This is a genomic window from Microbacterium sp. NPDC058389 (genome assembly GCF_042722305.1).
Lineage (GTDB): Bacteria > Actinomycetota > Actinomycetes > Actinomycetales > Microbacteriaceae > Microbacterium.
The window spans coordinates 452,151-477,190 of sequence record NZ_JBHXJQ010000002.1 but is presented as its reverse complement, the minus strand read 5'-3'; the positions used below and the strand labels follow the sequence as shown (position 1 = coordinate 477,190).

Genomic DNA, 25,040 nt, shown 5'->3' with positions numbered 1-25,040 from the left:
CCTACGCCGCGTCCTCGTTGGAGGAGGATTGCCGAGATGAGGAGCGCGCAGCCGCGAGGCGTCCGCATCCCGGCGATGCACCTCATTCGAGGACGGGGAGGTCATGGAAGATCGCGAGTGTAAGCGCTTGCAGTATGCTGGCCGGATGACTTCCGCCGAGACCGCCGAGCGCATCGCTGCGCCGTTCCCGTCCGCCGAGCCGACGCCCGCCGGGTCCGAGTGGTGGCGCACTGCCGTGATCTACCAGATCTACCCCCGCTCGTTCGCGGACGCGTCCGGTGACGGCATCGGCGACCTCCCCGGCATCACGTCGCGCCTCGACGACCTTCAGAGCCTCGGCATCGACGCGATCTGGCTCAGCCCGTTCCAGCGGTCGCCGCAGAAGGACGCCGGCTACGACGTCAGCGACTACTGCGACGTCGACCCGCTGTTCGGCACGCTGGGCGACTTCGACGACATGCTCGCCGCGGCGCACGCCCGCGGCATCCGCGTCATCGTCGACCTGGTCCCGAACCACTCGTCGGACCAGCACGAGTGGTTCCAGGAGGCCCTCGCCGCCGCCCCGGGCAGCGCCGAGCGCGCCCGATACATGTTCCGCGACGGCAAGGGCGAGCGGGGCGAGCTGCCCCCGAACAACTGGGAGTCGGTGTTCGGCGGACCCGCGTGGACCCGGGTGGTCGAGGCCGACGGCGCTCCGGGTCAGTGGTACCTGCACCTGTTCGACTCGTCGCAGCCCGACTTCGACTGGTCGAACGAGGTGGTGCGCGACGAGTTCCGCCGCGTGCTGCGCTTCTGGCTCGACCGCGGGGTCGACGGCTTCCGCGTCGATGTCGCGCACGGCCTCATGAAGGCCGAGGGGCTTCCGGACTACATCCCGGACCCCGAGGCCGGATCGATGGGCGGCGAAGAGGAGAACGTGCCCTACTGGGGCCAGGACGCCGTGCACGAGGTGTACCGCGACTGGCGCAAGATCCTCGAGGAGTACCCGGGCGACCGTGCCCTCGCCGCAGAGGCCTGGCTGCCGACGGCCGAGCGCACCGCCGAGTGGGTGCGCCCCGACGAGATGCACCAGGCGTTCAACTTCCCCTACCTGCAGACCGAATGGGATGCCGCCGACCTGCGCGCGGTCATCGACCTGTCGCTGCGCGCCTTCCCCGGCGTCGGCGCGCCGTCGACGTGGGTGCTGTCGAATCACGACGTCGTGCGCCACGCCACGCGCCTCGCGCTGACAGCCGAGAATCCGCAGGGTCACGGCATCGGCCCGGACTCCCCCGGCCAGCCGATCCCCGAGGTGGGCCGCGCGCGCGCTCGCGCCGCGACGACGCTCATGCTCGCGCTGCCCGGCTCGGCGTACCTGTACCAGGGCGAGGAGCTCGGTCTGCCCGAGGTCATCGACATCCCGGGAGAGGCGCGTCAGGACCCGACGTGGTTCCGCACGAACGGCGAGCGCTACGGCCGCGACGGCTGCCGCGTGCCGCTCCCGTGGAGCGCCGAAGGCCCGGCCTACGGCTTCAACGACAGCGGCGCCTCATGGCTGCCGCAGCCCGCCGAGTGGGCCGAGCTCGCCCGCGACGCCCAGCGCGGCGTCGCCGGCTCGACGCTCGAGCTGTACCGTACGCTGCTCGCCGAGCGCCGTGCGCGGAGCCTGGGCGCCGGGTCGCTCGAGTGGCTCGAGGGCTACGGAGTGGATGCCGTCGCATTCCGCAACGGGAATGTCACCGTCGTGGCGAACACCGGTTCCCGGCCTGTCGCGCTCCCGAGCGGTATCGTGATCGCGTCGAGCGGTCCCGTCACCGACGTGATCCCGGCCGACACGGCGGTCTGGGTGGCCGACCCGCGCTGACGCGCGGCGCGAGCCGCGGCATCCCTTCTCCTTCTCACGAAAGCCAGGTGACGACGTGGTCAGCATCGACGAGGTCGCCCGCGTGGCGGGTGTCTCGACGGCGACCGTCTCGCGCGCCCTGAGTGGGCGGGGCCACGTCTCGGCCGGCGCCAAGGCCAAGGTCGAGGAGGCTGCGAAGAGCCTCGGGTACGTGGTGTCGGCGTCCGCGTCGAGCCTGGCCTCGGGGCGTACGCGCAACATCGGCGTGCTGGTGCCGTTCCTCGACCGCTGGTTCTTCTCCACGGTGCTGAGCGGCATCGCGTCGGCGCTCATGCGCCGCGGCTACGACATCACGCTGTACAGCCTGACCGCCGACCGCGGCGAGCGCCACGACGTGTTCGACACGTTCCTGCGCCGCGGCCGCGTCGACGGCGTGATCGCGATCTCGCTGGAGCTCGGCGAGGAGGAGACCGAGCGGCTGGTCGAGCTCGACCTCCCGGTGATCGCGATCGGCGGGCCGAACCCGCACCTGACGACCCTCACGGTCGACGACGTCGCGGTCGCGCGTCTGGCCACCGAGCACCTGCTGGCGCTCGGGCACCGCGAGATCGCCCACATCGGCGCGAGCCCCGAGTTCGACATCGACTTCCACATCCCGACGCAGCGCCGCCAGGGCTTCGAGCAGGCTCTCGCGGACGCCGGCATCGAGGTCAGTCCGTCGCTGTTCGAGCCCGCCGACTTCACGATCGAGGGCGGCTTCCGCGCCGCCAAGCAGCTGCTGGGCAAGCCCGGGCGGCCGACGGCCATCTTCGCGGCATCCGACGAGATGGCGATCGGCGCGCTGCTCGCGGCCCGCGATCTCGGCTACCGCGTGCCCGAGGACCTCTCGGTGATCGGCATCGACGGCCATGAGCTGGGCGAGTTCTTCCGGCTGACGACGGTCGACCAGTTCCCGATGGGGCAGGGCGAGCGTGCCGCCGACGCGATGCTCGCGGCGCTCGAAGCGGCCGACGACGAGGCGCCCACGCACCGGCCCGGCGAGCTGCCGTTCGAGCTCATCGTGCGTGGTTCCACAGCCCGTCTGCCCGGCTGACGACGCCTCCGGGCCCGCGGCTAGGCTCGGTTCATGACGATCGACCTCGAAGCGCTGTACATCGATCTGCACCGGCATCCGGAGCTGTCGTTCCAAGAGACGCGTACGGCGGGGGTGATCGCGCAGCACCTCACCGGTCTCGGCATCGAGTTCGAGGAGGGGATCGGCAAGACCGGCGTGGCGGGTGTGATCCGCAACGGCGAGGGCCCCGTCGTGTGGCTGCGCGCCGACATGGACGCGCTGCCCGTGCCCGAGCAGACCGGTCTCGAGTACGCCAGCACCGCCCGCGGCACAGACCCGGCGGGCAACGACGTGCCCGTCATGCACGCGTGCGGCCACGACATGCACGTGACGGCGATGCTGGGCGCGCTGGAGCGCCTGGTCGCCACGACCGACGAGTGGTCGGGCACCGTGGTCGTCGTCTTCCAGCCCGCCGAGGAGTACGGCTCGGGCGCCCAGGCGATGATCGCCGACGGCGTGCTCGACCGGTTCCCGAAGCCCGACATCGTGCTCGGCCAGCACGTGACCCCGCTGCCGGCCGGCACGATCGGCGTGCGCGGCGGCACCCAGATGGCGGCATCCGACGGCCTCACCGTCACCCTGCTGGGGCGCGGCGGCCACGGCTCGCGCCCGCAGGCCACGATCGACCCGGTCGTGATGGCGGCGGCGACCGTCATGCGACTGCAGACGATCGTCTCGCGCGAGGTCGACCCCCGCGACGTCGCGGTCGTCACCGTCGGCTCGATCCACGCGGGCCTGAAGAACAACATCATCCCAGCCGAGGCGAAGCTCGAGCTGAGCCTGCGCTACCCCGACGACGAGGCCCGCGCCCGCGTGCTCGAGAAGGTGGAGCGCATCGTGCGCGCTGAGGCGCAGGCATCGGGCGCCGAAGAGCCCCCGGTCATCGTCACCGACCACACCCTGCCGCCGACGATCAACGACGCGGCCGCGACCGCACGCCTGACCGCGGCGTTCGACGCCGCGTTCGGCGACGGCACCGTCATCGACCCGGGCATGTTCACCGGCAGCGAGGACGTCTCGTGGTTCGCCCGCGAGGCCGGCGTGCCGCTCGTCTACTGGTTCTGGGGCGGTGTCGACCCCGAGGCGTTCGCGAAGGCGTTCGCAGCGGGAACCGTCGAGCACGACATCCCGACGAACCACTCGCCGTTCTTCGCCCCGGTGCTCCAGCCGACGCTCAGCCGCGGCGTCGACGCGCTCGTGGTCGCCGCGCGCGAGTTCCTGGGATCATCCGACTCTTGACGTGTGGATGCCGGCGGCCGCGGCCGCCGGCATCCCTCCGCGTCAGCGTTCGACGGGCTCGACGGGCTCTCGGGCATCGACGAGGCGCTGGCCCGACACGATGCCCGGGAGGCCGCGGCGGTCCTCCGTGGTGAGCACGAGCACGGCCGATACCACGGCGAAGGAGCCCGTGACGACGCCCCAGGCGCCGGGCAGGGCGCTCAGCAGCAGGTAACCGCCGATGCCGCCGAGGAAGCGCAGCGGCCGTGACAGCGCCGTGGGCAGCTGGCCGCCGGTGTACCGCAGCTGCACGGCGTGGTCGCCGATGGTGCGCCCGGTGGCGAGCGTGACGACGAGCCACAGCACGATCGGCACGGCGCCGGCCACGACGCTCGCCGCGGTGCCCTCGCGCACCGCCCGGTCGGCGCCCAGCGCGTACAGCAGCAGCTGGAACCCGACGGCGACCGCGACGCCGAGCACCCACGCGGCGAGCACGTCGCACAGCATCGCGAGGAAGCGGCGCCGGCGGGTGATGGGGCGCGGCGACTCGGCGTCAGGGAACTTCGGCGTGCCCCAGTGGCGTCGGGGCACCGCGAGGGCGAGCACGGATCCGACCACGGCCCCGAGCGTGTTGGTCAGCAGGTCGTCGACGTCGAACACCCGGTACGCGCACGGGTAGAGCCCCCACACGCCGGTCAGCTGCGTGGTCTCGATGAACGCCGACACTCCGAGGCCCACGAGGAGCGCCGTGGGGATGCCGCGACCGCCCAGCACGCGCACGAAGAACCCGAGCGGCACGAACAGCAGCACGTTCAGCAGCAGCTGCAGCACCGCGGGATCGGCGAGGGCGCTGCCGGGCCGGGCGAGCGCCGCGCCGATGTCGTCGACGAACGTCAGCACGTGGAGGTTGACGCCCGCGCACCGGATCGCGTCGGGGTCGGGCAGGGGCAGGAGCGTGTACGTCCAGATCGCCATGAGGTACACCAGCGCCGCGCCCCACAGCACGAACCGGCCGACCCCGAACCCGCCGCGCCGACGGTAGCTCAGGGCGACGAAGGGGACGAACAGGAAGACGCCGACGACGAGGCCGGCGGCGATCGCGAGCACCCCCAGAATCACCTGTTCATCCACGGTTTGAGTCTCTCAGAGGAGGGCGCCGTATGGATTCCGTGAGGATGGCTGTCCGGATGCGTCCTCACGGATTCCATGCGGGTAACATCACCCGCCGTGACGAACGAAAGCCGCGAGCAGTCGGTGGATGAGACGCCGATCGCGAAGCGCCTCATCCTGGGGGACCCGCTCGCCTCCACCGACTCCGACGAGCACCTCCTGCCGAAGAAGCTGGCACTGCCGATCTTCGCCTCCGACGCGCTGTCGTCGGTGGCCTACGCACCCCAGGAGCTGCTGCTCATCCTGATGACCGGCGGGCTGGCGTTCCTGGCCTTCGCGCCCTGGATCGCCGCCGCGGTGGTCGTGCTGCTGATCGTCGTGGTGATCAGCTACCGCCAGCTCATCAAGGCGTATCCGTCGGGCGGCGGCGACTACGAGGTCGCGCGCAAGAACCTCGGCGAGATCCCCGGTGTCATCGTGGCGTCGGCGCTGCTCGTCGACTACGTGCTGACGGTCGCGGTGTCGGTCGCCTCCGGCGTCGACAACATCATCTCGGCCCTGCCGGGGCTCAACCCGTGGCGGGTGGAGCTGGCCGTCGGCTTCGTCATCCTCATCGTCGTGATCAACCTGCGGGGGGTGCGGGAGGCATCCCGCGCGTTCGCCATTCCGACCTACGTGTTCATCGGCTCCGTCGGGGTCATGATCGTCGTGGGCCTCTTCGAGATCCTGACCGGCAATGCGCCGGTCGCCTCGAGCGCCCAGTACGCGGTCGAGACGCAGAGTCTCACGCAGGCTGCGGTCATCCTGCTGGTGCTGCGCGCGTTCTCCAGCGGCTGTTCCGCCCTCACCGGCGTCGAGGCGGTCTCGAACGGTGTGCAGGCGTTCCGCCGACCGAAGGTCAAGAACGCGCAGACCACGCTCGCCATGATGGGCGGCATCGCGATCCTGCTGTTCACGGGCCTCACCGCGATCGCGCTGGTGTCGGGCGTGCACTACGCCGAGAACCCGTGCGACCTCGTCGGCTTCGACTGCTCCAACCCGCAGCCGAGCCTCATGGCGCAGGTGTCGTCGGCCGTGTTCGGGATGAACTCGATCCCGTTCTTCATCATCCAGGCTGCGACGGCGGTCGTGCTGCTGCTGGCGGCGAACACGGCGTTCAACGGCTTCCCGCTGCTCGGCTCGGTGCTCGCACGCGACGGGTATGCGCCGAAGGCGCTCAACACCCGCGGCGACCGCCTCGTGTACTCGAACGGCATGATCATCCTCGGCCTCATCGCCATCGGGGTGCTGATCGTCTACCAGGCCAACCTCACGAACCTCATCCAGCTGTACATCATCGGCGTCTTCGTGTCGTTCACGATCGGGCAGATCGGCATGATCCGGCACTGGACGCGCGGCATCCGGCAGATCGGCAGGTTGCCGGCGGAGCAGCGCGGCTCGCAGAGCGTGCGCAGCGAGCTGCTCGGCCTGCGCAAGGGCCTCTTCATCAACTCGCTGGGCGCCACGATGACGGCATCCGTGCTCGTCATCGTGACGATCACGAAGTTCACCCACGGCGCGTGGCTGGTGTTCCTGGCGATCCCGCTGCTGTCGTTCCTCATGGTCGGCGTGCACCGGTACTACCGCGACGTCGAGCACGAGATCGAGATGGACGACCAGACCCACTTCGGCTCGTCGGGCGACGTTGCGATCATCCTCGTCAACAAGCTGCAGAAGCCGGTCGTCAAGGCCATCGACTACGCCCTCGCGGCAAAGCACGACAAGACCTTCGCGGTGCACATCGCCGTCTCGAAGGAGGACACGGCAGAGATCGAAGCCGAGTGGCGCAAGCATCGCATGCCGATCCCGCTGAAGATCATCGAGTCGCCGTACCGCACGTATGCGGGGCCGATCGCCGAGTGGGTGCGCAAGTACCGCGAGGAGCACGGCTCGTCGGTGGTCACCGTCTACCTGCCGCAGTACATCGTCGGGCACTGGTGGGAGGGCATCCTCCACAACCGTCGGGCCCGGCGCATCGCGCAGCAGCTCATGCTCGTGCACGGCGTGTCGATCACGCTGGTGCCGTGGCTGCTCGACTCGTCCGAGCTCATCTACGGACGGCGCTCGCGCGTGCTGCCCGGCGACGAGCGCGCCGGGCGCGGCGGCCAGCACGCGATCCCGGTCGTCGAGAGCCGCGGCCGCCGGGCCGTCCGCCCGGCCGGCCCGCCTGCGCCGACCGAGAACGCGGACGCCTCGCACAAGTCCTGACCTCGCGCGGCGGAGAAGGGATGCCGCCACCCGGCGACGATCCGTCGACCCCGGACGCCGGCATCCCGCGTAGCCTTAAGGGGTGACCTCTGCACCCGCCCCTTCGCCGGCCGCGCTGATCGACGCGGACACGGTCCGCGCCGACTTCCCGATCCTCGGCGAGCGCGTGAACGGCGAACGCCTGGTCTACCTGGACTCGGGCGCGACCAGCCAGAAGCCGCAGGCGGTCATCGACGCCGAGGTGTCGTTCCTGACGCGCGCCAACTCGGCCGTGCACCGGGGCGCCCACACGCTCGCCGCCGAGGCCACCGAACTGTTCGAGGACGCACGCACGACGGTCGCCGGCTTCGTGGGCGCAGCGCCCGAGCAGCTGGTGTGGACGAGCGGCGCGACGGCGGGCCTGAACCTCGCTGCCTACGCGATCGGCAACGCATCGGTCGGCCGCGGGGCGCCTGAGAGCGCGCGCTTCGCGCTGCGGCCGGGCGACGAGATCGTGGTGACCGAGATCGAGCACCACGCCAACCTCATCCCGTGGCAGGAGCTCGCTGCCCGCACCGGCGCCGTGCTGCGGCACATCCCCGTGCACGACGACGGCACGCTCGATCTCGAGGCGGCGGCCGCCCTCATCGGCGCACGCACGCGGGTCGTGGCGTTCACGCACGTGTCGAACGTGCTGGGCATCGTGAACCCGGTGGCACCGCTCGTGGCGCTCGCGCAGGCCGTCGGCGCCACGACCGTGCTCGACGCGTGCCAGTCGGCGCCCCATCTGCCGCTGGACCTCCCGGCGCTCGGCGTCGACCTCGCGGTGTTCTCGGGCCACAAGATGCTCGGCCCTTACGGCGTCGGCGGCCTGTACGGACGCGCCGACGTGCTCGAGGCGCTGCCGCCGTTCCTCACCGGCGGCTCCATGATCACCACCGTCACGCTCGACGAGGCGCAATACCTGGCACCGCCGCAGCGGTTCGAGGCCGGCACGCAGCCGGTGTCGCAGGCGATCGCGCTGGCGGCCGCCGTCCGCTATCTCGAAGGCCTCGGGATGCCTGCCGTGCACGCGCACGAGAAGGCGCTCGAAGCGCGCCTGGGCGAGGGACTGCGGCAGATCGACGGCGTGCGCCTGCTCGGCGATGCGCCGGGCGCCGAGCGCGTGGGCCTGTGGGCCTTCGACGTGGACGGCGTGCACGCCCACGACGTGGGCCAGTTCCTCGACTCCCGCGGCGTCGCGGTGCGGGTCGGGCACCACTGCGCCCAGCCGCTGCACCGCCGGTTCGGCCTGACCGCCTCGGTGCGGGCATCCACCTCGGTCTACAACACCGCGGACGACGTCGACGTCTTCCTCGACGCCCTGTCGGGCGTCCGCTCGTTCTTCGGAGTCAGCGCATGAACGGTCTCGAATCGCTCTACCAGGAGCTCATCCTCGACCACTCCAAGCGCCCGCACGGCAAGGGTCTCGCGGACGACGCCCCGCACACCGCCTCCTCGTACCAGCGCAACCCGATCTGCGGCGATGAGATCACGCTGCGCGTGCGCGTGTCGGACGACGGCACCGAGGTGACCGAGGTCACGTGGGACGGCGCCGGGTGCTCGATCTCGCAGGCGTCGGCGTCGATGCTCGCCGCCCTCGTCGAGGAAGAGGGACGGATGCCGCGGCCCGATGCGATCGCGCTCGTCGACGGCTTCCGCGAGGCGCTGCGCTCGCGCGGCGAGCTGCCGCTGGACGAAGAGGTGTTCGGCGACGCCGCCGCGCTGTCGGGGGTGTCGAAGTACACCGCCCGCGTGAAGTGCGCGATGCTCGCGTGGGTCGCGTTCGAGGACGCGGTCGCCCGCGCCTGACGCTGCGGCCCGCCGCAGCGACGGACTCCGCGGGGCAGCAGCTGCGGGGTCGGTCTGGGGTCTGCGCACGCGCTTCGTCTCGCTGGCGCTCGCTCAGCGACCGGGCGGTCACGTGCGCCGCGATCAGTGCGCGCTTCGTCTCGCTGGCTCGCTCAGCGACCGGGCGGTCACGTGCGCCGCGATCAGTGCGCGCTTCGTCTCGCTGGCGCTCGCTCAGCGACCGGGCGGTCGCGGGCGCCGCGATCAGTGCGCGCTTCGTCGCGCTGGCTCGCTCAGCGACCGGGCGGTCCCGTGCGCCGCGATCAGTGCGCGCTTCGTCTCGCTGGCGCTCGCTCAGCGACCGGGTGGTCGCGTTTCGTCTCGCTGGTGCGCGCCCTGCGGCCGAGGGGTGGTCGCGGTCCGTGCGCAGGTGAGGGGCCCGGAACCGGTCGTTGAGCGAGCGAGGAACGAGCGAGACGAAACGCGACCCGGGCGATCCGGCGCACCCCGGGGCGTCAGCGTCCCGTGAGCATGGGCGCAGGGGACGCACGGATTCCGTGAGGACCGGGCTGACGACATCCACGCGGGAGTTGCATCGATCCCGCGCCCGCTGCACCGCGGGCGGAAGCCAACCGGGAGTCCCTGTGCTCGATGTCATCTACCTCGCCCTCACGCTCGCGCTCTTCGCGCTGGTCGGGCTGATCGCGAAGGGGGCGGAGAAGCTGTGATCGTCTTCTCGCTCGTCGCGGCCGCGCTCGGCCTCGCCGCGACCGTCTATCTCGTCGTCGCCCTCGTGAAGCCGGAGAAGTTCTGATGGATGCTGCCGTCATCTGGACCGGCATCCTGCAGATCGCCACCGTCCTGCTGATCCTCGCGCTGCTGTACCGGCCGCTGGGCGACTGGATCGCCCGTGTGTTCACGTCGGACGGGGACTGGCGCGTCGAACGCGGCATGTACCGCCTCGTCGGCGTCGACTCCCGCTCGCAGCAGACGTGGCAGGCGTACACGCGGGGCGTGCTCGCGTTCTCGCTCATGGGCGTGCTGTTCGTGTACGCGCTGCAGCGCCTCCAGGCGGTGCTGCCGTACTCGCTCGGGCTGCCCGCCGTGCCCGAGGGGCTCGCGTTCAACACCGCGGTGTCGTTCGTCACGAACACGAACTGGCAGTCGTACTCGCCCGAGGTGACGATGGGCTACACCGTGCAGCTCGCCGGGCTCGCGGTGCAGAACTTCGTGTCGGCCGCCGTCGGCATCGCCGTGGCCGTCGCCCTCGTGCGCGGCTTCTCGCGGCGGGGCGCGTCGACCATCGGGAACTTCTGGGTCGACCTGACCCGCGGGCTCACGCGGCTGCTGCTGCCGCTCGCGGTCGTCGCGGCGATCGCGCTGGTGGCCGGCGGCGTCGTGCAGAGCTTCTCGGGCTTCGTCGACGTGAACACGGTGGCCGGCGGCGCGCAGTCGATCCCCGGTGGGCCGGTCGCGTCGCAGGAGGCGATCAAGCTCCTCGGCACGAACGGCGGCGGATTCTTCAACGCCAACTCGGCGCACCCGTTCGAGAACCCCACGCCGTGGTCGAACGTGTTCGAGATCCTCCTGATCCTCGCGATCCCGGTCGCACTGCCTCGGGCGTTCGGCCGCATGGTCGGCGACGACCGGCAGGGCTACGCGATCCTCGCGGTGATGAGCTCGATCGCGATCGTGTCGATCGCCGCCGTCACGTGGCTGGAGGCGCTCGGGCTCGGCACCGCGCCGCAGCTCGCGGGCGCGGCCATGGAGGGCAAGGAGACCCGCTTCGGCATCTTCGGCTCGACGCTGTTCGCCGGCGCCACGACGCTCACGAGCACCGGCGCGGTCAACTCGATGCACGACTCGTACACGGCGCTGGGCGGCATGATCCCGATGATCAACATGATGCTCGGCGAGGTCGCGCCCGGCGGTGTCGGATCGGGGCTGTACGGCATGCTCGTGCTCGCGATCATCGCCGTCTTCGTGGGCGGACTGCTCGTCGGCCGCACTCCGGAGTACCTCGGCAAGAAGATCGGCCCGACCCAGATCAAGCTCGCGAGCCTCTACATCCTCGTGACGCCCACCCTGGTGCTGGCGGGCACGGCACTGAGCTTCGCCGTCCCCGCGATCCGGTCCGACGTCGAGTCGACGTCGATCTGGAACCCGGGCGTGCACGGCCTGAGCGAGGTGCTGTACGCCTTCACGTCGGCGGCGAACAACAACGGCTCGGCGTTCGCGGGACTCACCGCGAACACCCCGTGGCTCAACACGGCGCTCGGCGTCGCGATGCTGCTCGGCCGGTTCATCCCGATCGTGCTGGTGCTCGCCCTCGCCGGCTCGCTGGCGGCGCAGGACTCCGTCCCGTCGACCGCCGGCACGCTGCCGACGCACCGACCGCAGTTCGTCGGCCTGCTCGCCGCCATCTCGGTCGTCATCACCGCACTCACCTATTTCCCCGTTCTCACGCTGGGTCCCCTGGCGGAAGGTCTCGTCTGAAATGTCCACGTCGACTCTCACCCCCGCCGGGGCACCCGTCTCCGGCTCGGTCTCGATCAAGCCCCCCAAGCCGTCCTCGCGCGCGTTCAGCGCTGCGCAGCTGTGGGCAGCGCTCCCGGGCGCGCTGCGCAAGCTCAACCCGGCAGCGCTGTGGCGCAACCCCGTCATGTTCCTGGTGTGGGTGGGCGCCGCCCTCACCACCGTCATCGCGATCGCCGAGCCGTTCCTCGGCGGCCCCGAGGCCTCCGGCGGCACCGCCGTGCCGTTCGGGTTCACGTGGGGCATCGCCATCTGGCTGTGGCTGACCGTCTTGTTCGCGAACCTCGCCGAATCGGTCGCGGAGGGCCGCGGCAAGGCGCAGGCGGCGACGCTGCGGAAGACGCGCACCTCGACAGCGGCCCGTCGGGTCACCGCCTATGACGAGCGGATGGATGCCGCCGCCCAGCGCGCCGCGACCGTCGAGGTCGCCTCGGCCGATCTGCGGCTCGGCGACGTCGTCGTGGTGACGGCGGGCGAGCTGATCCCCGGCGACGGCGACATCGTGAACGGCATCGCGACCGTGGACGAATCGGCCATCACCGGCGAGTCCGCGCCCGTCGTGCGCGAGTCCGGCGGCGACCGTTCGGCGGTCACCGGCGGCACGCGCGTGCTGTCTGACCGCATCGTCGTGCGCATCACGTCCAAGCCCGGCGAGACGTTCGTCGACCGCATGATCGCGCTCGTCGAGGGCGCCAGCCGCCAGAAGACGCCGAACGAGATCGCCCTGGGCATCCTGCTGTCGAGCCTGTCGATCGTGTTCGTGGTCGTCGTGCTGACGCTCAACCCGATCGCGTCGTACGCCGCCGCGCCGGTGAGCATCCCGGTGCTCGTGGCACTGCTCGTGTGCCTCATCCCGACGACCATCGGTGCCCTGCTGTCGGCCATCGGCATCGCCGGCATGGATCGCCTCGTGCAGCGCAACGTGCTCGCGATGTCGGGCCGCGCCGTCGAGGCGGCGGGCGATGTGACGACGCTGCTCCTCGACAAGACGGGCACCATCACCTACGGCAACCGCCGCGCGTCGGACTTCGTCGCGATGCCCGGTGTCGACGGCTCCGAGCTGGCACGAGCGGCGGCGCTGTCGTCGCTCGCCGACCCCACGCCCGAGGGTGTCTCGGTGGTCGAGCTGGCCGCCGTGCGCGGCATCCACGTCACCACGCCCGAGGGCTCGGCCATCGTGCCGTTCACGGCCCAGACCCGCATGAGCGGCGTCGACCTCGCCGACGGCACCCAGGTGCGCAAGGGCGCCGGGTCGGCGGTGCTGGCGTGGCTGGAGGCATCCGGCTCCCGCGTCCCGACGTCCACGCGGGCGCTGCTCACCAGTGAGACAGACGCCATCGCCCAGTCCGGCGGCACGCCCCTGGTGGTCGCGACCCTTCGACGGGCTCAGGGACCGGGTGAAGGCCACGGACCGGGCGAAGGCCACGGACCGGGTGAAGGCCACGGACCGGGCGAAGGCCACGGACCGGGTGAGGGCCACGGACCGGTCGCTGAGCCTGTCGAAGCGCGCGTCCTCGGCGTCGTGCACCTGAAGGACATCGTCAAGGACGGTCTGCGCGAGCGGTTCGACGAGCTGCGCGCGATGGGCATCCGCACCGTGATGATCACCGGCGACAACCCGCTCACAGCGGCCGCGATCGCGAAGGAGGCCGGTGTCGACGACTACCTCGCCGAGGCGACGCCCGAAGACAAGCTGGCGCTCATCAAGCGCGAGCAGCAGGGCGGCAACCTCGTCGCGATGACCGGCGACGGCACCAACGACGCCCCCGCGCTCGCGCAGGCCGACGTCGGCGTCGCGATGAACACCGGCACGTCGGCCGCGAAGGAGGCCGGCAACATGGTCGACCTCGACTCCGACCCGACGAAGCTCATCGACATCGTCCGCATCGGCAAGCAGCTGCTCATCACGCGCGGTGCGCTCACCACGTTCTCGCTCGCGAACGACATCGCCAAGTACTTCGCGATCATCCCCGCGATGTTCATGGGGGTCTTCCCGGGCCTGGCGGCGCTGAACGTCATGCAGCTCAGCTCGCCGGCATCCGCCGTCACGAGCGCGATCATCTTCAACGCGATCATCATCGTTGCGCTCATCCCGCTGTCGCTGCGGGGCGTGAAGTACCGCCCGGCGAGCGCGTCGCAGATCCTCAGCCGCAACCTGCTCGTGTACGGGCTGGGCGGCGTGATCGCGCCCTTCATCGGCATCAAGCTCATCGACCTCGTCGTGAGCCTCATCCCGGGCTTCTGAGCCGGGACGACAGGAGACGAACAACATGTCCACCCCCACCCGCACCACCGTCCGCACCACCGGCGTCGCGCTGCGCGCGATGCTCGTGCTCACCCTCGTGCTCGGCGTCGGCTACACGCTGCTCGTGACCGGCATCGGGCAGCTGACCCTGCCATGGCAGGCGAACGGCTCACCCGTGCAGGACGGATCCGGCGACACCGTCGGCTCGGCCCTCATCGGGCAGTCGTTCACCGACGCCGACGGCAACGCCCTGCCGCAGTACTTCCAGCCGCGCCCCTCCGCGGCCGGCGACGGCTACGACGCCGGTGCATCCAGCGGCTCGAACCTCGGCCCCGAGAACACCGACCTGATCGCCGCGATCGAGGAGCGCCGCACGGCGATCGCCGAGCGCGAGGGCGTGGCGCCGTTGGAGGTCCCCGCCGACGCGGTCACCGCGTCGGGCTCGGGCCTGGACCCCCACATCAGCCCGGCGTACGCGCTGCTGCAGGTGCCGCGCGTCGCCGAGGCGCGCGGGCTCGACGAGGCCGCCGTGCGCGAGGTCGTCGAGGCGCACGTCCAGCAGCGCGACCTCGGCTACCTCGGCGAGCCTCGTGTGAACGTGCTGGAGCTGAACCTCGCTCTGGACGCGCTGAGCCGATGACGCAGCCTGCAGGTCATAGGGTGACCACATGAAGCGCGGCAGGCTGCGGGTGCTGCTGGGCGCCGCGCCGGGCGTCGGCAAGACCTACGAGATGCTCGAGGAGGGCCGGCGGCTCTCCGAGGACGGGCGCGACGTCGTCATCGCCGTCGTCGAGACCCACGGCCGCGCCGCGACCGCCGCCCTCGCCGAGGGGCTCACCGTGGTGCCGCGCACCACGGTGAGCCACCGCGGTGTCGAGCTGACCGACATGGACCTGGAGGCCGTGCTCGAGCGGGCGCCCGAGATCGCCCTCGTCGACGAGCTCGCCCACACCAACGCGCCGGGGCTGCTGCACACGAAGCGCTGGCAGGACGTCGAGACCCTGCTCGACGCCGGCATCGACGTCATCACGACGGTCAACGTGCAGCACATCGAGTCGCTCGGCGGCGTGGTCGAGCAGATCACGGGCGTCGCGCAGCGCGAGACGGTTCCGGATGCCGTCGTCCGAGCTGCCGACCAGGTCGAGGTCATCGACCTGTCGCCGCAGTCGCTGCGCGACCGACTGTCGGCCGGGCTCGTGTACCCGGCGGAGCGGATCGACGCGGCGCTGTCGAACTACTTCCGTCTCGGAAACCTGACGGCGCTGCGCGAACTCGCATTGCTGTGGCTGGCCGACGAGGTCGACAGCGCCCTGAAGTCGTACCGCGCCGAGCACGGAATCGAGGGCACCTGGCAGGCGCGCGAGCGCGTCGTGGTCGCACTCACCGGCGGCTCCGAGGGCGAGACGCTGCTGCGCCGCGGCGCCCGCATCGCCGCGCGCTCGGCCGGCGGCGAACTGCTCGCCGTGCACGTGTCCAGCCAGGACGGCCTGCGCTCGGGCAACCCGACCGCTCTCGCCGCGCAGCGGGCCCTCGTCGAGTCGCTCGGCGGCACGTACCACCAGGTCGTCGGCGACGATGTGCCGCGCGCGCTCGTCGAGTTCGCGCGGTCGGCGAACGCGACGCAGCTCGTCATCGGCGTCAGCCGTCGCGGGCGGCTGTCGGCGGCGCTCACGGGTCCCGGCATCGGCGCCACCGTGATCCGCGAGTCGGGCGACATCGACGTGCACATCGTCACCCACTCGGCCGCGGGCGACCGCTTCACCCTCCCGCGGCTGAGCGGCGGCGCGCTCAGCGTGAAGCGGCGGCTGCTGGGTTTCACCCTCGCGCTCGTCGGCGGCCCGCTGCTGACGTGGCTGCTCGTCTCGATCCGCAGCGACGAGACCATCACGAGCGATGTGCTCGCGTACCAGCTGCTCGTGGTGCTCGTGGCGCTCGTGGGCGGCATCTGGCCGGCGGTGTTCGCCGCCGTCATGTCGGGCATCACGCTCAACTACTTCTTCACCGCTCCGCTCTACACGATCACGATCGCCGACCCCCGCAACGTCTGGGCGCTGATCCTCTACGTGGTGATCGCGGTGCTCGTGAGCTTCGTCGTCGACCGCGCCGCGCGGGCGGCACGCGCCGCTCGGCGATCGGAGGCCGAGGCGGAGCTCCTCGCCAACGTCGCCGGCAGCGTGCTGCGCGGCGAGTCCGCGGTGCCCGCGCTCATCAGCCGCACGCGCGAGTCGCTCGGCCTCGCCGGGGTGCGGCTGATCGGCGCCGACGGCGCGGTGCTCGCCACCGACGGCGAGCCGGTGCGCGACGGACGGTTCGATGCGGTCACCGTCGCACGCCGCAACGGCGGACCGCCCGCCATGCTCGAGCTGCACGGCCACGGGCTCGACGCGTCCGAACGACGCCTCGTCGACGCCGTGGCCGCGCAGCTGTCAGCGGCCCTGGAGCACACCGACCTCACCGAGACCGCCCGCGAGGCCGGCGTGCTGGCCGAGACCGATCAGGTGCGCAGCGCGCTGCTGTCGGCCGTGAGCCACGACCTGCGCCGCCCCCTCGCGGCCGCTGTGGCCGCCGTGGGCGGTCTCCGCGCGGCGGGGCCGAACCTGTCGCCCGACGATCGGGCCGAGCTGCTCGCGACGGCCGACGAGTCGCTCGCCACGCTGTCGGCGCTGGTCACGGACCTGCTCGACGTGAGCCGCGTGCAGGCCGGGGTGCTGGCGGTGTCGCTGCAGCCGGTCGACAGCGCGGGCATGGTCCTCGCGGCGCTGGACGAGCTCGGCGCCGGACCCGAGCGCTTCGAACTCGCCCTCGACGCCGAGCTGCCCGCCGTGCAGGCCGACCCGGTGCTGCTGCAGCGCGTGCTCGTGAACGTGCTGGCCAATGCGGCACGGCATTCGCCGCCCGATGCGCGGGTCCGCGTGTCGACGAGCCGCCTCGGCCGCACGGCCGAGATCCGCGTCATCGACCACGGCAGCGGTGTGCCGCACCACCGGCGCGACGACATGTTCACCCCCTTCCAGCGGCTCGGCGACACCGACAACACGGCCGGACTCGGCCTGGGCCTCGCCCTGTCGAAGGGGTTCACCGAAGGCATGGGCGGTACGCTCACCCCCGAAGACACTCCTGGAGGAGGCTTGACGATGGTCATCGCCCTACCCGTCGACGACGTCGTAGCCGACGGCGACGGGAGGATCGCGTGAAGGTCCTCATCGCCGACGACGACCCGCAGCTCGTCCGCGCCCTGCGCATCACGCTCGCCGCCCACGGCTACGACGTCGTCGCCGCCCCCGACGGCGCGGCCGCGGTGGCCCTCGCCGCGAAGGAGCACCCCGACATCGTCATGGTCGACCTCGGGATGCCGCGCCTGGACGGCGTCCAGGTGATCGAGGCGCTGCGCGGCTGGACGACCGCGCCCGTGATCGTGGTGTCGGGACGAACGGGCTCCGCCGACAAGGTGGAGGCCCTGGATGCCGGCGCAGACGACTATGTCACCAAGCCGTTCCAGATCGACGAGCTGCTCGCGCGCCTGCGTGCGCTTTCGCGGCGCGCGGGTGCGGCGTCCGGGGTGCCCGTCGTCACCTTCGGGGACGTCGTGATCGACCTGTCGACCAAGACCGTGACCCGAGCCGGCGAGCGCGTGCACCTGACGCCGACCGAGTGGCGCATCCTGGAGTTCCTCGCGCGCAACCCCGGTTCGCTGGTGACCCGGCAGGCCCTGCTGAAGGACATCTGGGGCACCGAACAGGTCGCCGACACGGGCTACCTGCGCCTGTACATGTCGCAGCTGCGCAAGAAGCTCGAGGCTGATCCGGGGCGCCCCGTGCACCTGCTCACGGAGTCCGGCATGGGCTATCGGCTGATGGCCGACCCGCAGACCGCGGCGCTGAGCTGAGGCCTGCCGGCGTCAGCCGCGGTACCACTCCTCGTCGATCGTCGACAGCCGCGACGGGTGCGCCTCGTCACCCAGGCCGAAGAAGCGCTGGAAGCTCAGCAGCAGCGGGCGCCAGCGCAGCGGATCGATGCGGTTCGCGTGACCAGGGAGGCGCAGCGACTCCCGCACGTGCACGCGGGTGACGCCCACCTCGACCGCGAGGATGCTCGCGTCGTCCACCGAGGGCGCGCCGCCCAGCGGGTGGATCGCCGTCACGCGCCCCTCCAGGTGCACCGGCAGCTCGGCGACCCGCGGCGGAGTCACCGTCTCGGACGCGAGCGGGCGCACTCCGGCCTCGGCGAACTTGTCGGCGACGTGGCGGTAGCCCGCGGCCGCCTTGCGGGGCGACACCGGCGCCCGGCCCGTGGTCAGCGCGAGCCGGTCCACGGCGTCGACCTCGGTGGTGGACGGCAGGTTGATCACGACTTCGCCGGTGGCGACGAGGTTGCGGCCGGTCTGGCTGCGCGCGGCGACGCCCACGACCGCGGTCTGACCGAGCCACCACACCGACGAGTTGGGGGCGAGGTTGGCGCGGCCGTCCTCGTCGACCGTCGACAGCAGCGACACCGGCGTGCCGAAGTACAGGATCGCAGGCGAGATCGCGACGTGCGGGTCGAGTGCGGTGAGGGTGCCCATGGGAGCCGCCTTTCGTGGGTTCGGCTCCAGTCTCGAACGCGCCCGGCACCCGGTCCGGCGGGAATCGGACGCCGCGCTGCGGCGTCGCCCGGTCCGTCGGCCGGATGCCGGCCGGGCGGTCAGTCCGGACGCGCGACCTGGTCGTCGGGCGCCGACGGCTCGTCGGCTTCGAGCGCGGACCAATGCGCATACTCGGCTTCGACGCGGGCGCAGCGACGGGCCCACTCGATCGTGACGAGGAGCATCACGCGACCCCGATCCCGGCCTGGACCGCGTGGCGGCGCACGTCGCCCGAGAGCGGGATGACCGCAGTGCCGGTCATGACGCACGGCGTGCCGCACAGGGTGGTGTAGCGCAGGACCGAGATCCCCGTCACCGTGACGTCATCGACCTCAGGGACGGCGCCGGCAGGCCACAGGTCCCTGACGAAGGGCGACGGGATGCTGTGTCTCAGGGTGGGCAGGAGCGACGTGAGTGTCATGCTCCCGGTCTACGGTGCCGGGCGCGACGCGGTCCCGCGCCCTCACGAGACCCGCACGCCGGCGCCGTGGATCCTGACGGGACCGATGCGCCGGCGTGCACGAGCGGCCGGGTCAGCCGAGGCCGCGGCGCTCACCGTCGGGGGCGGATGCCGCATCGCCGTCGACCGGCCGCGACGACAGTCCCACCGATCCCGCGTGCGGGTCGTTCGACAGCGCGGCCGAGACCGCGATCGACTCGTCGACGTCGGGGTACTGCGGCCGCAGCTGGACGGGGTTGCGGCGGCGCTGCTCGCGCTTGGCCTTCGAGGCCGCCGCCCACAGGTTCAGGGCCTCGACGAAGATCGCGAACGCCATCGGGCCGTAGATGAACGCCTTGTCGATGTGGAACCCGAAGCCCTCGGCGATGAGGAACACGCCGATGAGGAGGAGGAACGACAGCGCCAGCATCTTCACCGTGGGGTGCTTGTTCACGAACGCGAAGATGTAGCGCGAGGCGAAGAGCATGATGCCGAACGAGAGCACGACCACCGTGATGATCACGACGAGGTTCTCGGTCATGCCGACCGCGGTGATGACCGAGTCCAGCGAGAACACGAGGTCGAGCACGAGGATCTGCGCGATGACCGAGCCGAAGGTCACGGCCTTGCGGCCACCGCCGCCGTGCTCCTCCTCGGATCCCTCGAGCTTGTGATGGATCTCGGTGACGGCTTTGTAGACCAGGAAGAGGCCGCCGGCGATGAGGATGAGGTCCTTCCACGAGAAGCCCATCTCGCCGATGAAGAAGACGTCCTCCTTCAGTGTCACGATCCACCCGGCGACGAGCACGAGCACGACGCGCATCAGCATCGCGAGTGTGAGGCCGAGGTTGCGTGCCTTCGCCTGCTGCTCCTTGGGCAGCTTCGAGGCGAGGATCGAGATGAAGATCACGTTGTCGACGCCGAGGACGACCTCGAGGACGAACAGCGTCAGGAACACGGCGATCAGATCGGGCGTGAAGGCGAAGGAGAAGTCCACGGGGCCATCGTAGGCGGCGCTCCCCCGCCACCCTCGCGAGGGCGGTCGCCTGGGCATCGGCCCGGAACAGCCTGGGCATCCCCCGCCCATTCCGCTCAGGCCATATGGACCTGCGTAGTGTGGGCCCCAGCGATCGGCATCCGCCTGTGGCTCCGCGTCGACAAGGCTGTCGGCATCCGACCCAGAGCAGGTGCGATCATCGCCACCATCACCGCCGTCGCCCCCGAGTCGCGACTGGGCCCCATCCGTCAGACGTACGCCGGCACCGAGACCTTCCCGCCCGTCGCCCGCGCGTACACCGAGGTCTCGCAGGTCGTCCGCGAGACGGGCCTCCTCCGCCGGGCGGAGTGGTTCTACGCGATCGTGGGCGTCGCTCTCCTCCTCGCGTTCGGCGGCGCGGTCACGGGCTTCATCCTCCTCGGACACACCTGGTATCAGCTGCTGATCGCCGGCGCCCTCGGCATCCTCTTCACGCAGGTCGCGTTCCTCGCCCATGAGGCCGCGCACCGGCAGATCCTCGCGGCAGGTCCCGCGAACGACCGGCTCGGCCGCTTCCTCGCCGCCGGCGTCGTGGGCATCAGCCTCAGCTGGTGGAACAACAAGCACAATCGTCACCACGCCAACCCCAACCGGGTGGGCAAGGATCCCGACATCGAGGTCGACACCATCAGGTTCCTCGACGCGGACGCCGCCAAGGTCGGCCGGCTCGGCGCGCTCATCACCCGCAAGCAGGGTTGGCTGTTCTTCCCACTGCTCACGCTCGAGGGCCTGAACCTGCACGCGCACGCGCTGCGGCACCTGTTCTCGCGCGGCGAGGTGAAGGGACGATGGATCGAGCTCACACTCATCGCCGTGCGCTTCGCGCTCTACCTCACGCCGATCTTCGTGTTCCTGCCCTTGGGCATGGCCTTCGCGTTCCTCGGCGTGCAGCTGGCCGTCTTCGGCGTCTACATGGGCGCCTCGTTCGCGCCCAACCATAAGGGCATGCCGATCATCGCGCCTGACGCGAAGCTCGACTTCTTCTCGAAGCAGGTGCGCACGTCGCGCAACATCCGCGGCGGCTGGTGGGCCACGGCGCTCATGGGCGGGCTCAACTACCAGGTCGAGCACCACCTCTTCCCGAGCATGGCGCGGCCGCACCTCGCCAAGGCGCGCGAGATCGTCATCGAGCAGTGCCGCACCCGCGGCGTGCCCTACACCGAGACGACGCTCCTGCAGTCGTACGGCATCGTCATCGCGTACCTCAATCGCGTCGGCCTCGCCGCGCGCGACCCGTTCGACTGCCCGATGGTGACCCGGTTCCGCAGCGCCTGACGCGTCGACCGTGAGCAAGGGAGGGGTGGATGCCGCGGCATCCACCCCTCCTCTGCTCAGCCGACGACCTCCCGCAGCCGGGCCGCGAAGCCCGCAGGGTCGCCGGGCTGCCCCGGAACGTCGGTGAAGCCGGCGTGGTGACTGGGGAACTCGGCCACTGGTCGGTCGATCGCCTCCGCGACCGAGCGGGCGCCGTGCGCCGCGAACGTGTCGCCGGACTCCACCCCCGCCGCGAGGACGAGGCGGTCGCCGAGCGCCTTCAGCGCGTCGACGTCGATGCGGTAGTCGACCGTCGCCGGCATGTTCCGCAGCAGCGGGTTCGTCCGCCTGCCGTCGTCCTCCGACGACATGCCGAACATCTCGGGGGCCGGAGCCGGCTGCGCGAGATAGTCCTCCGGCAGGGCCCCGTCGAACATCACCAGGGGGATGAACTTCGCCATCGCCGCCCCGTCGCCCTGCTCGGCATACGTGCGCTTCATGTCGGCGACGGCCGCGAGCACCGTCTCGCCGTCGGGGAGGTGCTCGGCCAGTGGCGGCTCGTGCACCACCGCGATGCGGACGTCGTCGGGGTGAGCCGTCACCAGGGCGAGCAGGTTCACCGCGCCGCCGCTGGTCCCGAAGGCGTCGACCGGTCCGGCATCCAGTGCCGTGATGACCCGGTGCAGGTCGGCCGCGTGGTCCTCGACGCCGATGTCGGAGGTGCCGACGGGATTGCGCCCGGCGCCCCGCGGATCGTACGTCACCACCGGCCGGTCGGTGAAGCGGGCTGCCAGCAGTCCGAGGCCGCCGGCGTCCATGGGCGCTGCGAACAGGAACAGGACCGGCCGCTCGGCGGTCGCCGCGGCCAGGTCGCCGTGGATGTCGTACGTGATCGCGTCGTCCCCGGTGCCCACGACGTGCGTGGTCACGGTGCGCTCGACGGTGTTCTCGGTCATGTGTCTGCTCCTCGCCCGCCTCAGACTCCGGCGAGCGCTCCTTCCAGACGGGCGTAGCTGGCCTCCATGCCGTCGGTCATGCCGGTGGCGAGCACGATGTCGCGCGTCTGGGCGTCGGGGTACTCGATCACTAGCGTGATGAGGGTGGCGCCGTCCTCCTCGTAGAGCGTCAGGTCGTTGAGCGTCGACGGGAAGTCGGTGCCGGTCATGTGCTCGGTCGTGACCGCGCGGTTCGGCGCGTCGCTCAGGAGCGTCTCGCCGTCGAAGCCGAAGCGCTCCCCCTCGGTGCCCTCCAGCGGCTCCCACTCGTAGCGGTAACGCCCGCCGACAGCGGGGTCGACGTCGCAGATCGACATGCGCCAGCCGTCGGGGCCGAGCAGCCACTGCTGGATGAGCTCCGGTTCCTGGTGCGCGCGCCAGACGAGGTCGATCGGGCCTTCGATGAGCCGCGTGATGCGCACGTGCGTGTCGTCGAGGATCTCGGTCTGCGTGCCCTTGCCCGCGGCGTACGCACGCAGTCCCTCCAGCACGCGGTCGAGCTGGTTGAGGGCCATCCGCGATCCCTCGACGGCGCCCATGGCGACGGTCTTCTCGAGCGCCTCGGCGGAGGTGAACGAGGTGACGCTGCGCAGGCGCGAGCCGGCGTCGGTGGTCTCGAACGCGAAGTCGACGCGCATGGTCGGCATGCTCTCGACGCGTGCGCCGCCCTCGTCCACGAACGAGTCCAGCACCTCGAAGCGGGTCGGCGCGTCGATCTCGAGGAACTCCCACGAGCCGCCCGCGTACTCGCCGCGCGGTCCGCTCATGTGGTAGTCCGCGCGGCCGCCGACGGTGAGGTCGAACGCCGTGAACGTGGCCGGCCAGCCCGGAGGACCCCAGAACCGCTCGAGCTGCCGCGGATCGGTGAAGGCCTGCCAGAGTCGCTCCACGGGGGCGGCGAACTCGGCGGTGAGCGTCAGGGTGAGCGCTTCGGGGTCGGTGGTGACGTCGGTGACGGGCATCTCAATCTCCTTCGTTCCTGGGGTCGTGCGAATCGGGGATGCCGGCATCCGGTGCCGGCTCGGAGAGCAGTGCATCGAGGCGGTCGATGCGGGTGCGCCACAGCTCCTCGTAGCGGGAGAGCAGCGCGCGGGCGCGGGCGATCATGGTCGGATCCGCCCGGACGAGGCGTTCGCGCCCTTCGGCGCGCTTGATGATGAGGCCCGCAGCCTCCAGCACGGTGACGTGCTTCTGGACGGCCGCGAACGACATGTCGTACTCGCGGGCGAGGGCCGAGACGGAGTGCTCGCCGGCGATGGTGCGACGAAGGATGTCGCGCCGGGTCGCTGCGGCGAGCGCGTGGAACACGCGGTCGATCTCGTCATCGCTGAGCTCAATTCCTACAACCATTTGGTTGTAGGTTACGACCGCCGACGGCATCCGTCAACCCCTTTCAGAGATCGACGGATGCCGCCGCCCGCCCACGCTCAGGGCTTGGGGAAGCCCGAGCCCTCCTCGACGGCCGGAACGATGCCCCCGTTGGGGCCGAAGTTCGTGTCGCGCACCGACGGGTCCTGCGGATCGGGCTCGGTGAGCACGATCTTGAGGATGTCGGCGGTCAGCCGGTTCTCGACGGGGTCGTCGGTGAGGATGATCGTGCGGCGCGGGTTGAGGTCGACGCCGGTGACGTCGGGATCGACCTTCGGGTCGCCGTTCACGGGCTTGGTCGTCGCGTTGAGCTTGACGATCACGCGCTCCATGTCTTCGGCAGTGAGCGGCACCACGACGTTGCCCTCGTCGCCCGTGCTCAGCGAGGTGGGCGTGCCGCCGTCGGGCTTGTCGGGCTTCGGCTTCAGGAAGTCCGGAGTGAGGAGCTCGATCGCCTTCTCGCCGAACGTCTTCGCAGTGTCCTTGCCGCCGTTGCGGTCGGTGCCGAACGCGGGGGTGTCGACCGGCTTCCCATCGTCCTCGCCGACACCGCCGTCGGCGCTGATCCAGCCGAGCATGATGCCGCCCACCCGCTTCTGCACCGGCTTGTCGCCGTCGCGCACCGGACGGCCGTCCTTGTCGAGGTGCATGCCGACGGCCCCCGCCGCCTGGTCGAGCACCACCCCGGCGCCGAGGTCGAACCCGTACTGGTCGAGCAGCTTGCCCGCCACGCCCATGCGCTCCAGTGCGGACGTGCGCCCGGCGAGGGCGGTCGCGGCATCCTTGATCAGCGGCGTGCCGTCCGGCAGCGTCTCAGGCAGCACGATGACCTCCGAGAACCCGAGCTCGAAGCTGGGCAGCGCGCCCTTGCCGATGTACGCGGTGAGCTCGTCGACCTTCGGCGCGCTCCCCCACTCGGCCGGATCGGTGCCGGCGACCTCTTCGTCGATGTCGGCGATCCCGTCCTGATCCGAGTCTGCGAGCAGGGCGGTGTACGCGAGACAGACGCCCTCGCTCGAGCAGATCATCGGGTGCACCACGAGCCGCTCGCCCTCGTCGGCGTGCGCAGGGGCGACGAATGCGCTCGCGATCGCGAAGCCGGCGAACGCCGTCGCGGCCAGTGCTGCCCGGCGCCGAGCGATCCGTCGGCGCGTGTCGTTGTCGTGCATGGCTCTCTCCCTCTTCCGGTGGCGCGAAAACGCGCTGCACGGGAGGAGCCTCGAACCC

General features: G+C 71.2%; 22 protein-coding genes. 13 read left to right on the top strand and 9 right to left on the bottom strand.

Annotated elements, in window-relative coordinates; all coding sequences use genetic code 11:
- Positions 1-145 precede the first annotated feature (145 nt).
- From ACFWJ8_RS05020 to ACFWJ8_RS05010, 3 genes are read left to right on the top strand one after another with little or no spacing between them, the layout of a single operon-like run.
- Positions 146-1,843, top strand: a complete 1,698-nt coding sequence (locus ACFWJ8_RS05020; protein ID WP_378809559.1) for a glycoside hydrolase family 13 protein — start codon at positions 146-148, stop codon at positions 1,841-1,843.
- 55 nt (positions 1,844-1,898) lie between these two features.
- Complete coding sequence (locus ACFWJ8_RS05015) at positions 1,899-2,915, top strand: LacI family DNA-binding transcriptional regulator (protein WP_378809558.1); 1,017 nt, start codon at positions 1,899-1,901, stop codon at positions 2,913-2,915.
- A 33-nt stretch (positions 2,916-2,948) separates the two neighbouring features.
- On the top strand, positions 2,949-4,175 hold the full coding sequence (locus ACFWJ8_RS05010) for an amidohydrolase (RefSeq protein ID WP_378809557.1): 1,227 nt from the start codon (positions 2,949-2,951) through the stop codon (positions 4,173-4,175).
- A gap of 42 nt (positions 4,176-4,217) precedes the next feature.
- Here ACFWJ8_RS05010 and ACFWJ8_RS05005 read toward each other — a convergent pair whose 3' ends face one another.
- On the bottom strand, positions 4,218-5,285 hold the full coding sequence (locus ACFWJ8_RS05005) for a VanZ family protein (protein WP_378809556.1): 1,068 nt from the start codon (positions 5,283-5,285) through the stop codon (positions 4,218-4,220).
- A gap of 75 nt (positions 5,286-5,360) precedes the next feature.
- On the opposite strand from ACFWJ8_RS05005, the gene ACFWJ8_RS05000 reads away from it, so the two are divergent.
- From ACFWJ8_RS05000 to ACFWJ8_RS04960, 9 genes are all read left to right on the top strand, one after another.
- Positions 5,361-7,511 (top strand): APC family permease, encoded by a 2,151-nt coding sequence (locus ACFWJ8_RS05000; RefSeq protein ID WP_378809555.1) that lies wholly within the window; start codon positions 5,361-5,363, stop codon positions 7,509-7,511.
- A gap of 82 nt (positions 7,512-7,593) precedes the next feature.
- Complete coding sequence (locus tag ACFWJ8_RS04995) at positions 7,594-8,892, top strand: SufS family cysteine desulfurase (protein ID WP_378809553.1); 1,299 nt, start codon at positions 7,594-7,596, stop codon at positions 8,890-8,892.
- Entirely contained in the window at positions 8,889-9,341 is a 453-nt protein-coding gene (gene sufU, locus ACFWJ8_RS04990; RefSeq protein ID WP_378809552.1) for a Fe-S cluster assembly sulfur transfer protein SufU, read from the top strand. The genes ACFWJ8_RS04995 and sufU overlap by 4 nt, the downstream gene beginning before the upstream one ends.
- Before the next feature lie 703 nt (positions 9,342-10,044).
- Complete coding sequence (locus tag ACFWJ8_RS04985; RefSeq protein WP_378809550.1) at positions 10,045-10,134, top strand: potassium-transporting ATPase subunit F; 90 nt, start codon at positions 10,045-10,047, stop codon at positions 10,132-10,134.
- On the top strand, positions 10,134-11,816 hold the full coding sequence (kdpA, locus tag ACFWJ8_RS04980) for a potassium-transporting ATPase subunit KdpA (protein ID WP_378809548.1): 1,683 nt from the start codon (positions 10,134-10,136) through the stop codon (positions 11,814-11,816). The genes ACFWJ8_RS04985 and kdpA overlap by 1 nt, the downstream gene beginning before the upstream one ends.
- Position 11,817: 1 nt before the next feature.
- Positions 11,818-14,100: a potassium-transporting ATPase subunit KdpB gene (gene kdpB / locus ACFWJ8_RS04975; protein WP_378809547.1), complete on the top strand. Its 2,283-nt coding sequence runs from the start codon at positions 11,818-11,820 to the stop codon at positions 14,098-14,100.
- 25 nt (positions 14,101-14,125) lie between these two features.
- Complete coding sequence (kdpC, locus tag ACFWJ8_RS04970; protein WP_378809545.1) at positions 14,126-14,740, top strand: potassium-transporting ATPase subunit KdpC; 615 nt, start codon at positions 14,126-14,128, stop codon at positions 14,738-14,740.
- A 28-nt stretch (positions 14,741-14,768) separates the two neighbouring features.
- Positions 14,769-17,294: a DUF4118 domain-containing protein gene (locus tag ACFWJ8_RS04965; protein WP_378809544.1), complete on the top strand. Its 2,526-nt coding sequence runs from the start codon at positions 14,769-14,771 to the stop codon at positions 17,292-17,294.
- On the top strand, positions 17,291-17,986 hold the full coding sequence (locus ACFWJ8_RS04960) for a response regulator (RefSeq protein WP_378809542.1): 696 nt from the start codon (positions 17,291-17,293) through the stop codon (positions 17,984-17,986). The genes ACFWJ8_RS04965 and ACFWJ8_RS04960 overlap by 4 nt, the downstream gene beginning before the upstream one ends.
- 12 nt (positions 17,987-17,998) lie before the next feature.
- On the opposite strand, the gene ACFWJ8_RS04955 is transcribed toward ACFWJ8_RS04960, so the two are convergent.
- From ACFWJ8_RS04955 to ACFWJ8_RS04940, 4 genes are all read right to left on the bottom strand, one after another.
- The gene (locus ACFWJ8_RS04955) at positions 17,999-18,661 is read right to left on the bottom strand and encodes a flavin reductase family protein (protein WP_378809541.1); all 663 of its coding nucleotides are present in this window, start codon (positions 18,659-18,661) and stop codon (positions 17,999-18,001) included.
- A gap of 119 nt (positions 18,662-18,780) precedes the next feature.
- The gene (locus tag ACFWJ8_RS04950; RefSeq protein ID WP_378809540.1) at positions 18,781-18,906 is read right to left on the bottom strand and encodes a hypothetical protein; all 126 of its coding nucleotides are present in this window, start codon (positions 18,904-18,906) and stop codon (positions 18,781-18,783) included.
- Entirely contained in the window at positions 18,906-19,142 is a 237-nt protein-coding gene (locus tag ACFWJ8_RS04945) for a hypothetical protein (RefSeq protein ID WP_378809539.1), read from the bottom strand. Before ACFWJ8_RS04945 ends, ACFWJ8_RS04950 begins: the two co-directional genes overlap by 1 nt.
- Positions 19,143-19,254: 112 nt before the next feature.
- Positions 19,255-20,157, bottom strand: coding sequence for a TerC family protein (locus ACFWJ8_RS04940; protein ID WP_378809538.1), 903 nt, complete (start codon positions 20,155-20,157; stop codon positions 19,255-19,257).
- 174 nt (positions 20,158-20,331) lie between these two features.
- Here ACFWJ8_RS04940 and ACFWJ8_RS04935 point away from each other — a divergent pair, with 174 nt between their 5' ends.
- Positions 20,332-21,471, top strand: a complete 1,140-nt coding sequence (locus ACFWJ8_RS04935; RefSeq protein ID WP_378809621.1) for a fatty acid desaturase family protein — start codon at positions 20,332-20,334, stop codon at positions 21,469-21,471.
- 56 nt (positions 21,472-21,527) lie between these two features.
- Here ACFWJ8_RS04935 and ACFWJ8_RS04930 read toward each other — a convergent pair whose 3' ends face one another.
- The 4 genes from ACFWJ8_RS04930 to ACFWJ8_RS04915 all read right to left on the bottom strand — a co-directional run bounded on the left by ACFWJ8_RS04930 (position 21,528) and on the right by ACFWJ8_RS04915 (position 24,982).
- Positions 21,528-22,406 (bottom strand): alpha/beta fold hydrolase, encoded by an 879-nt coding sequence (locus tag ACFWJ8_RS04930; RefSeq protein WP_378809537.1) that lies wholly within the window; start codon positions 22,404-22,406, stop codon positions 21,528-21,530.
- 20 nt (positions 22,407-22,426) lie between these two features.
- Positions 22,427-23,407 (bottom strand): SRPBCC domain-containing protein, encoded by a 981-nt coding sequence (locus ACFWJ8_RS04925; protein WP_378809536.1) that lies wholly within the window; start codon positions 23,405-23,407, stop codon positions 22,427-22,429.
- A gap of 1 nt (position 23,408) precedes the next feature.
- The gene (locus tag ACFWJ8_RS04920; protein WP_378809535.1) at positions 23,409-23,795 is read right to left on the bottom strand and encodes an ArsR/SmtB family transcription factor; all 387 of its coding nucleotides are present in this window, start codon (positions 23,793-23,795) and stop codon (positions 23,409-23,411) included.
- A 77-nt stretch (positions 23,796-23,872) separates the two neighbouring features.
- A complete protein-coding gene (locus ACFWJ8_RS04915) occupies positions 23,873-24,982 on the bottom strand; it encodes a hypothetical protein (RefSeq protein WP_378809534.1) in 1,110 nt (369 codons plus the stop codon).
- Positions 24,983-25,040: the final 58 nt, after the last annotated feature.

What these genes read in the sequence shown, in the direction of transcription:
- ACFWJ8_RS04930 (WP_378809537.1), bottom strand. Translation starts at nt 22,406, where the DNA reads ATGACCGAGAACACCGTCGAGCGCACCGTGACCACGCACGTCGTGGGC.
- sufU (WP_378809552.1), top strand. Translation starts at nt 8,889, where the DNA reads ATGAACGGTCTCGAATCGCTCTACCAGGAGCTCATCCTCGACCACTCC.
- ACFWJ8_RS04925 (WP_378809536.1), bottom strand. Translation starts at nt 23,407, where the DNA reads ATGCCCGTCACCGACGTCACCACCGACCCCGAAGCGCTCACCCTGACG.
- ACFWJ8_RS04955 (WP_378809541.1), bottom strand. Translation starts at nt 18,661, where the DNA reads ATGGGCACCCTCACCGCACTCGACCCGCACGTCGCGATCTCGCCTGCG.
- ACFWJ8_RS04950 (WP_378809540.1), bottom strand. Translation starts at nt 18,906, where the DNA reads ATGCTCCTCGTCACGATCGAGTGGGCCCGTCGCTGCGCCCGCGTCGAA.
- kdpB (WP_378809547.1), top strand. Translation starts at nt 11,818, where the DNA reads ATGTCCACGTCGACTCTCACCCCCGCCGGGGCACCCGTCTCCGGCTCG.
- ACFWJ8_RS04920 (WP_378809535.1), bottom strand. Translation starts at nt 23,795, where the DNA reads ATGGTTGTAGGAATTGAGCTCAGCGATGACGAGATCGACCGCGTGTTC.
- ACFWJ8_RS04965 (WP_378809544.1), top strand. Translation starts at nt 14,769, where the DNA reads ATGAAGCGCGGCAGGCTGCGGGTGCTGCTGGGCGCCGCGCCGGGCGTC.
- ACFWJ8_RS05020 (WP_378809559.1), top strand. Translation starts at nt 146, where the DNA reads ATGACTTCCGCCGAGACCGCCGAGCGCATCGCTGCGCCGTTCCCGTCC.
- kdpA (WP_378809548.1), top strand. Translation starts at nt 10,134, where the DNA reads ATGGATGCTGCCGTCATCTGGACCGGCATCCTGCAGATCGCCACCGTC.
- ACFWJ8_RS04945 (WP_378809539.1), bottom strand. Translation starts at nt 19,142, where the DNA reads ATGACACTCACGTCGCTCCTGCCCACCCTGAGACACAGCATCCCGTCG.
- kdpC (WP_378809545.1), top strand. Translation starts at nt 14,126, where the DNA reads ATGTCCACCCCCACCCGCACCACCGTCCGCACCACCGGCGTCGCGCTG.
- ACFWJ8_RS05000 (WP_378809555.1), top strand. Translation starts at nt 5,361, where the DNA reads ATGCGGGTAACATCACCCGCCGTGACGAACGAAAGCCGCGAGCAGTCG.
- ACFWJ8_RS05010 (WP_378809557.1), top strand. Translation starts at nt 2,949, where the DNA reads ATGACGATCGACCTCGAAGCGCTGTACATCGATCTGCACCGGCATCCG.
- ACFWJ8_RS04915 (WP_378809534.1), bottom strand. Translation starts at nt 24,982, where the DNA reads ATGCACGACAACGACACGCGCCGACGGATCGCTCGGCGCCGGGCAGCA.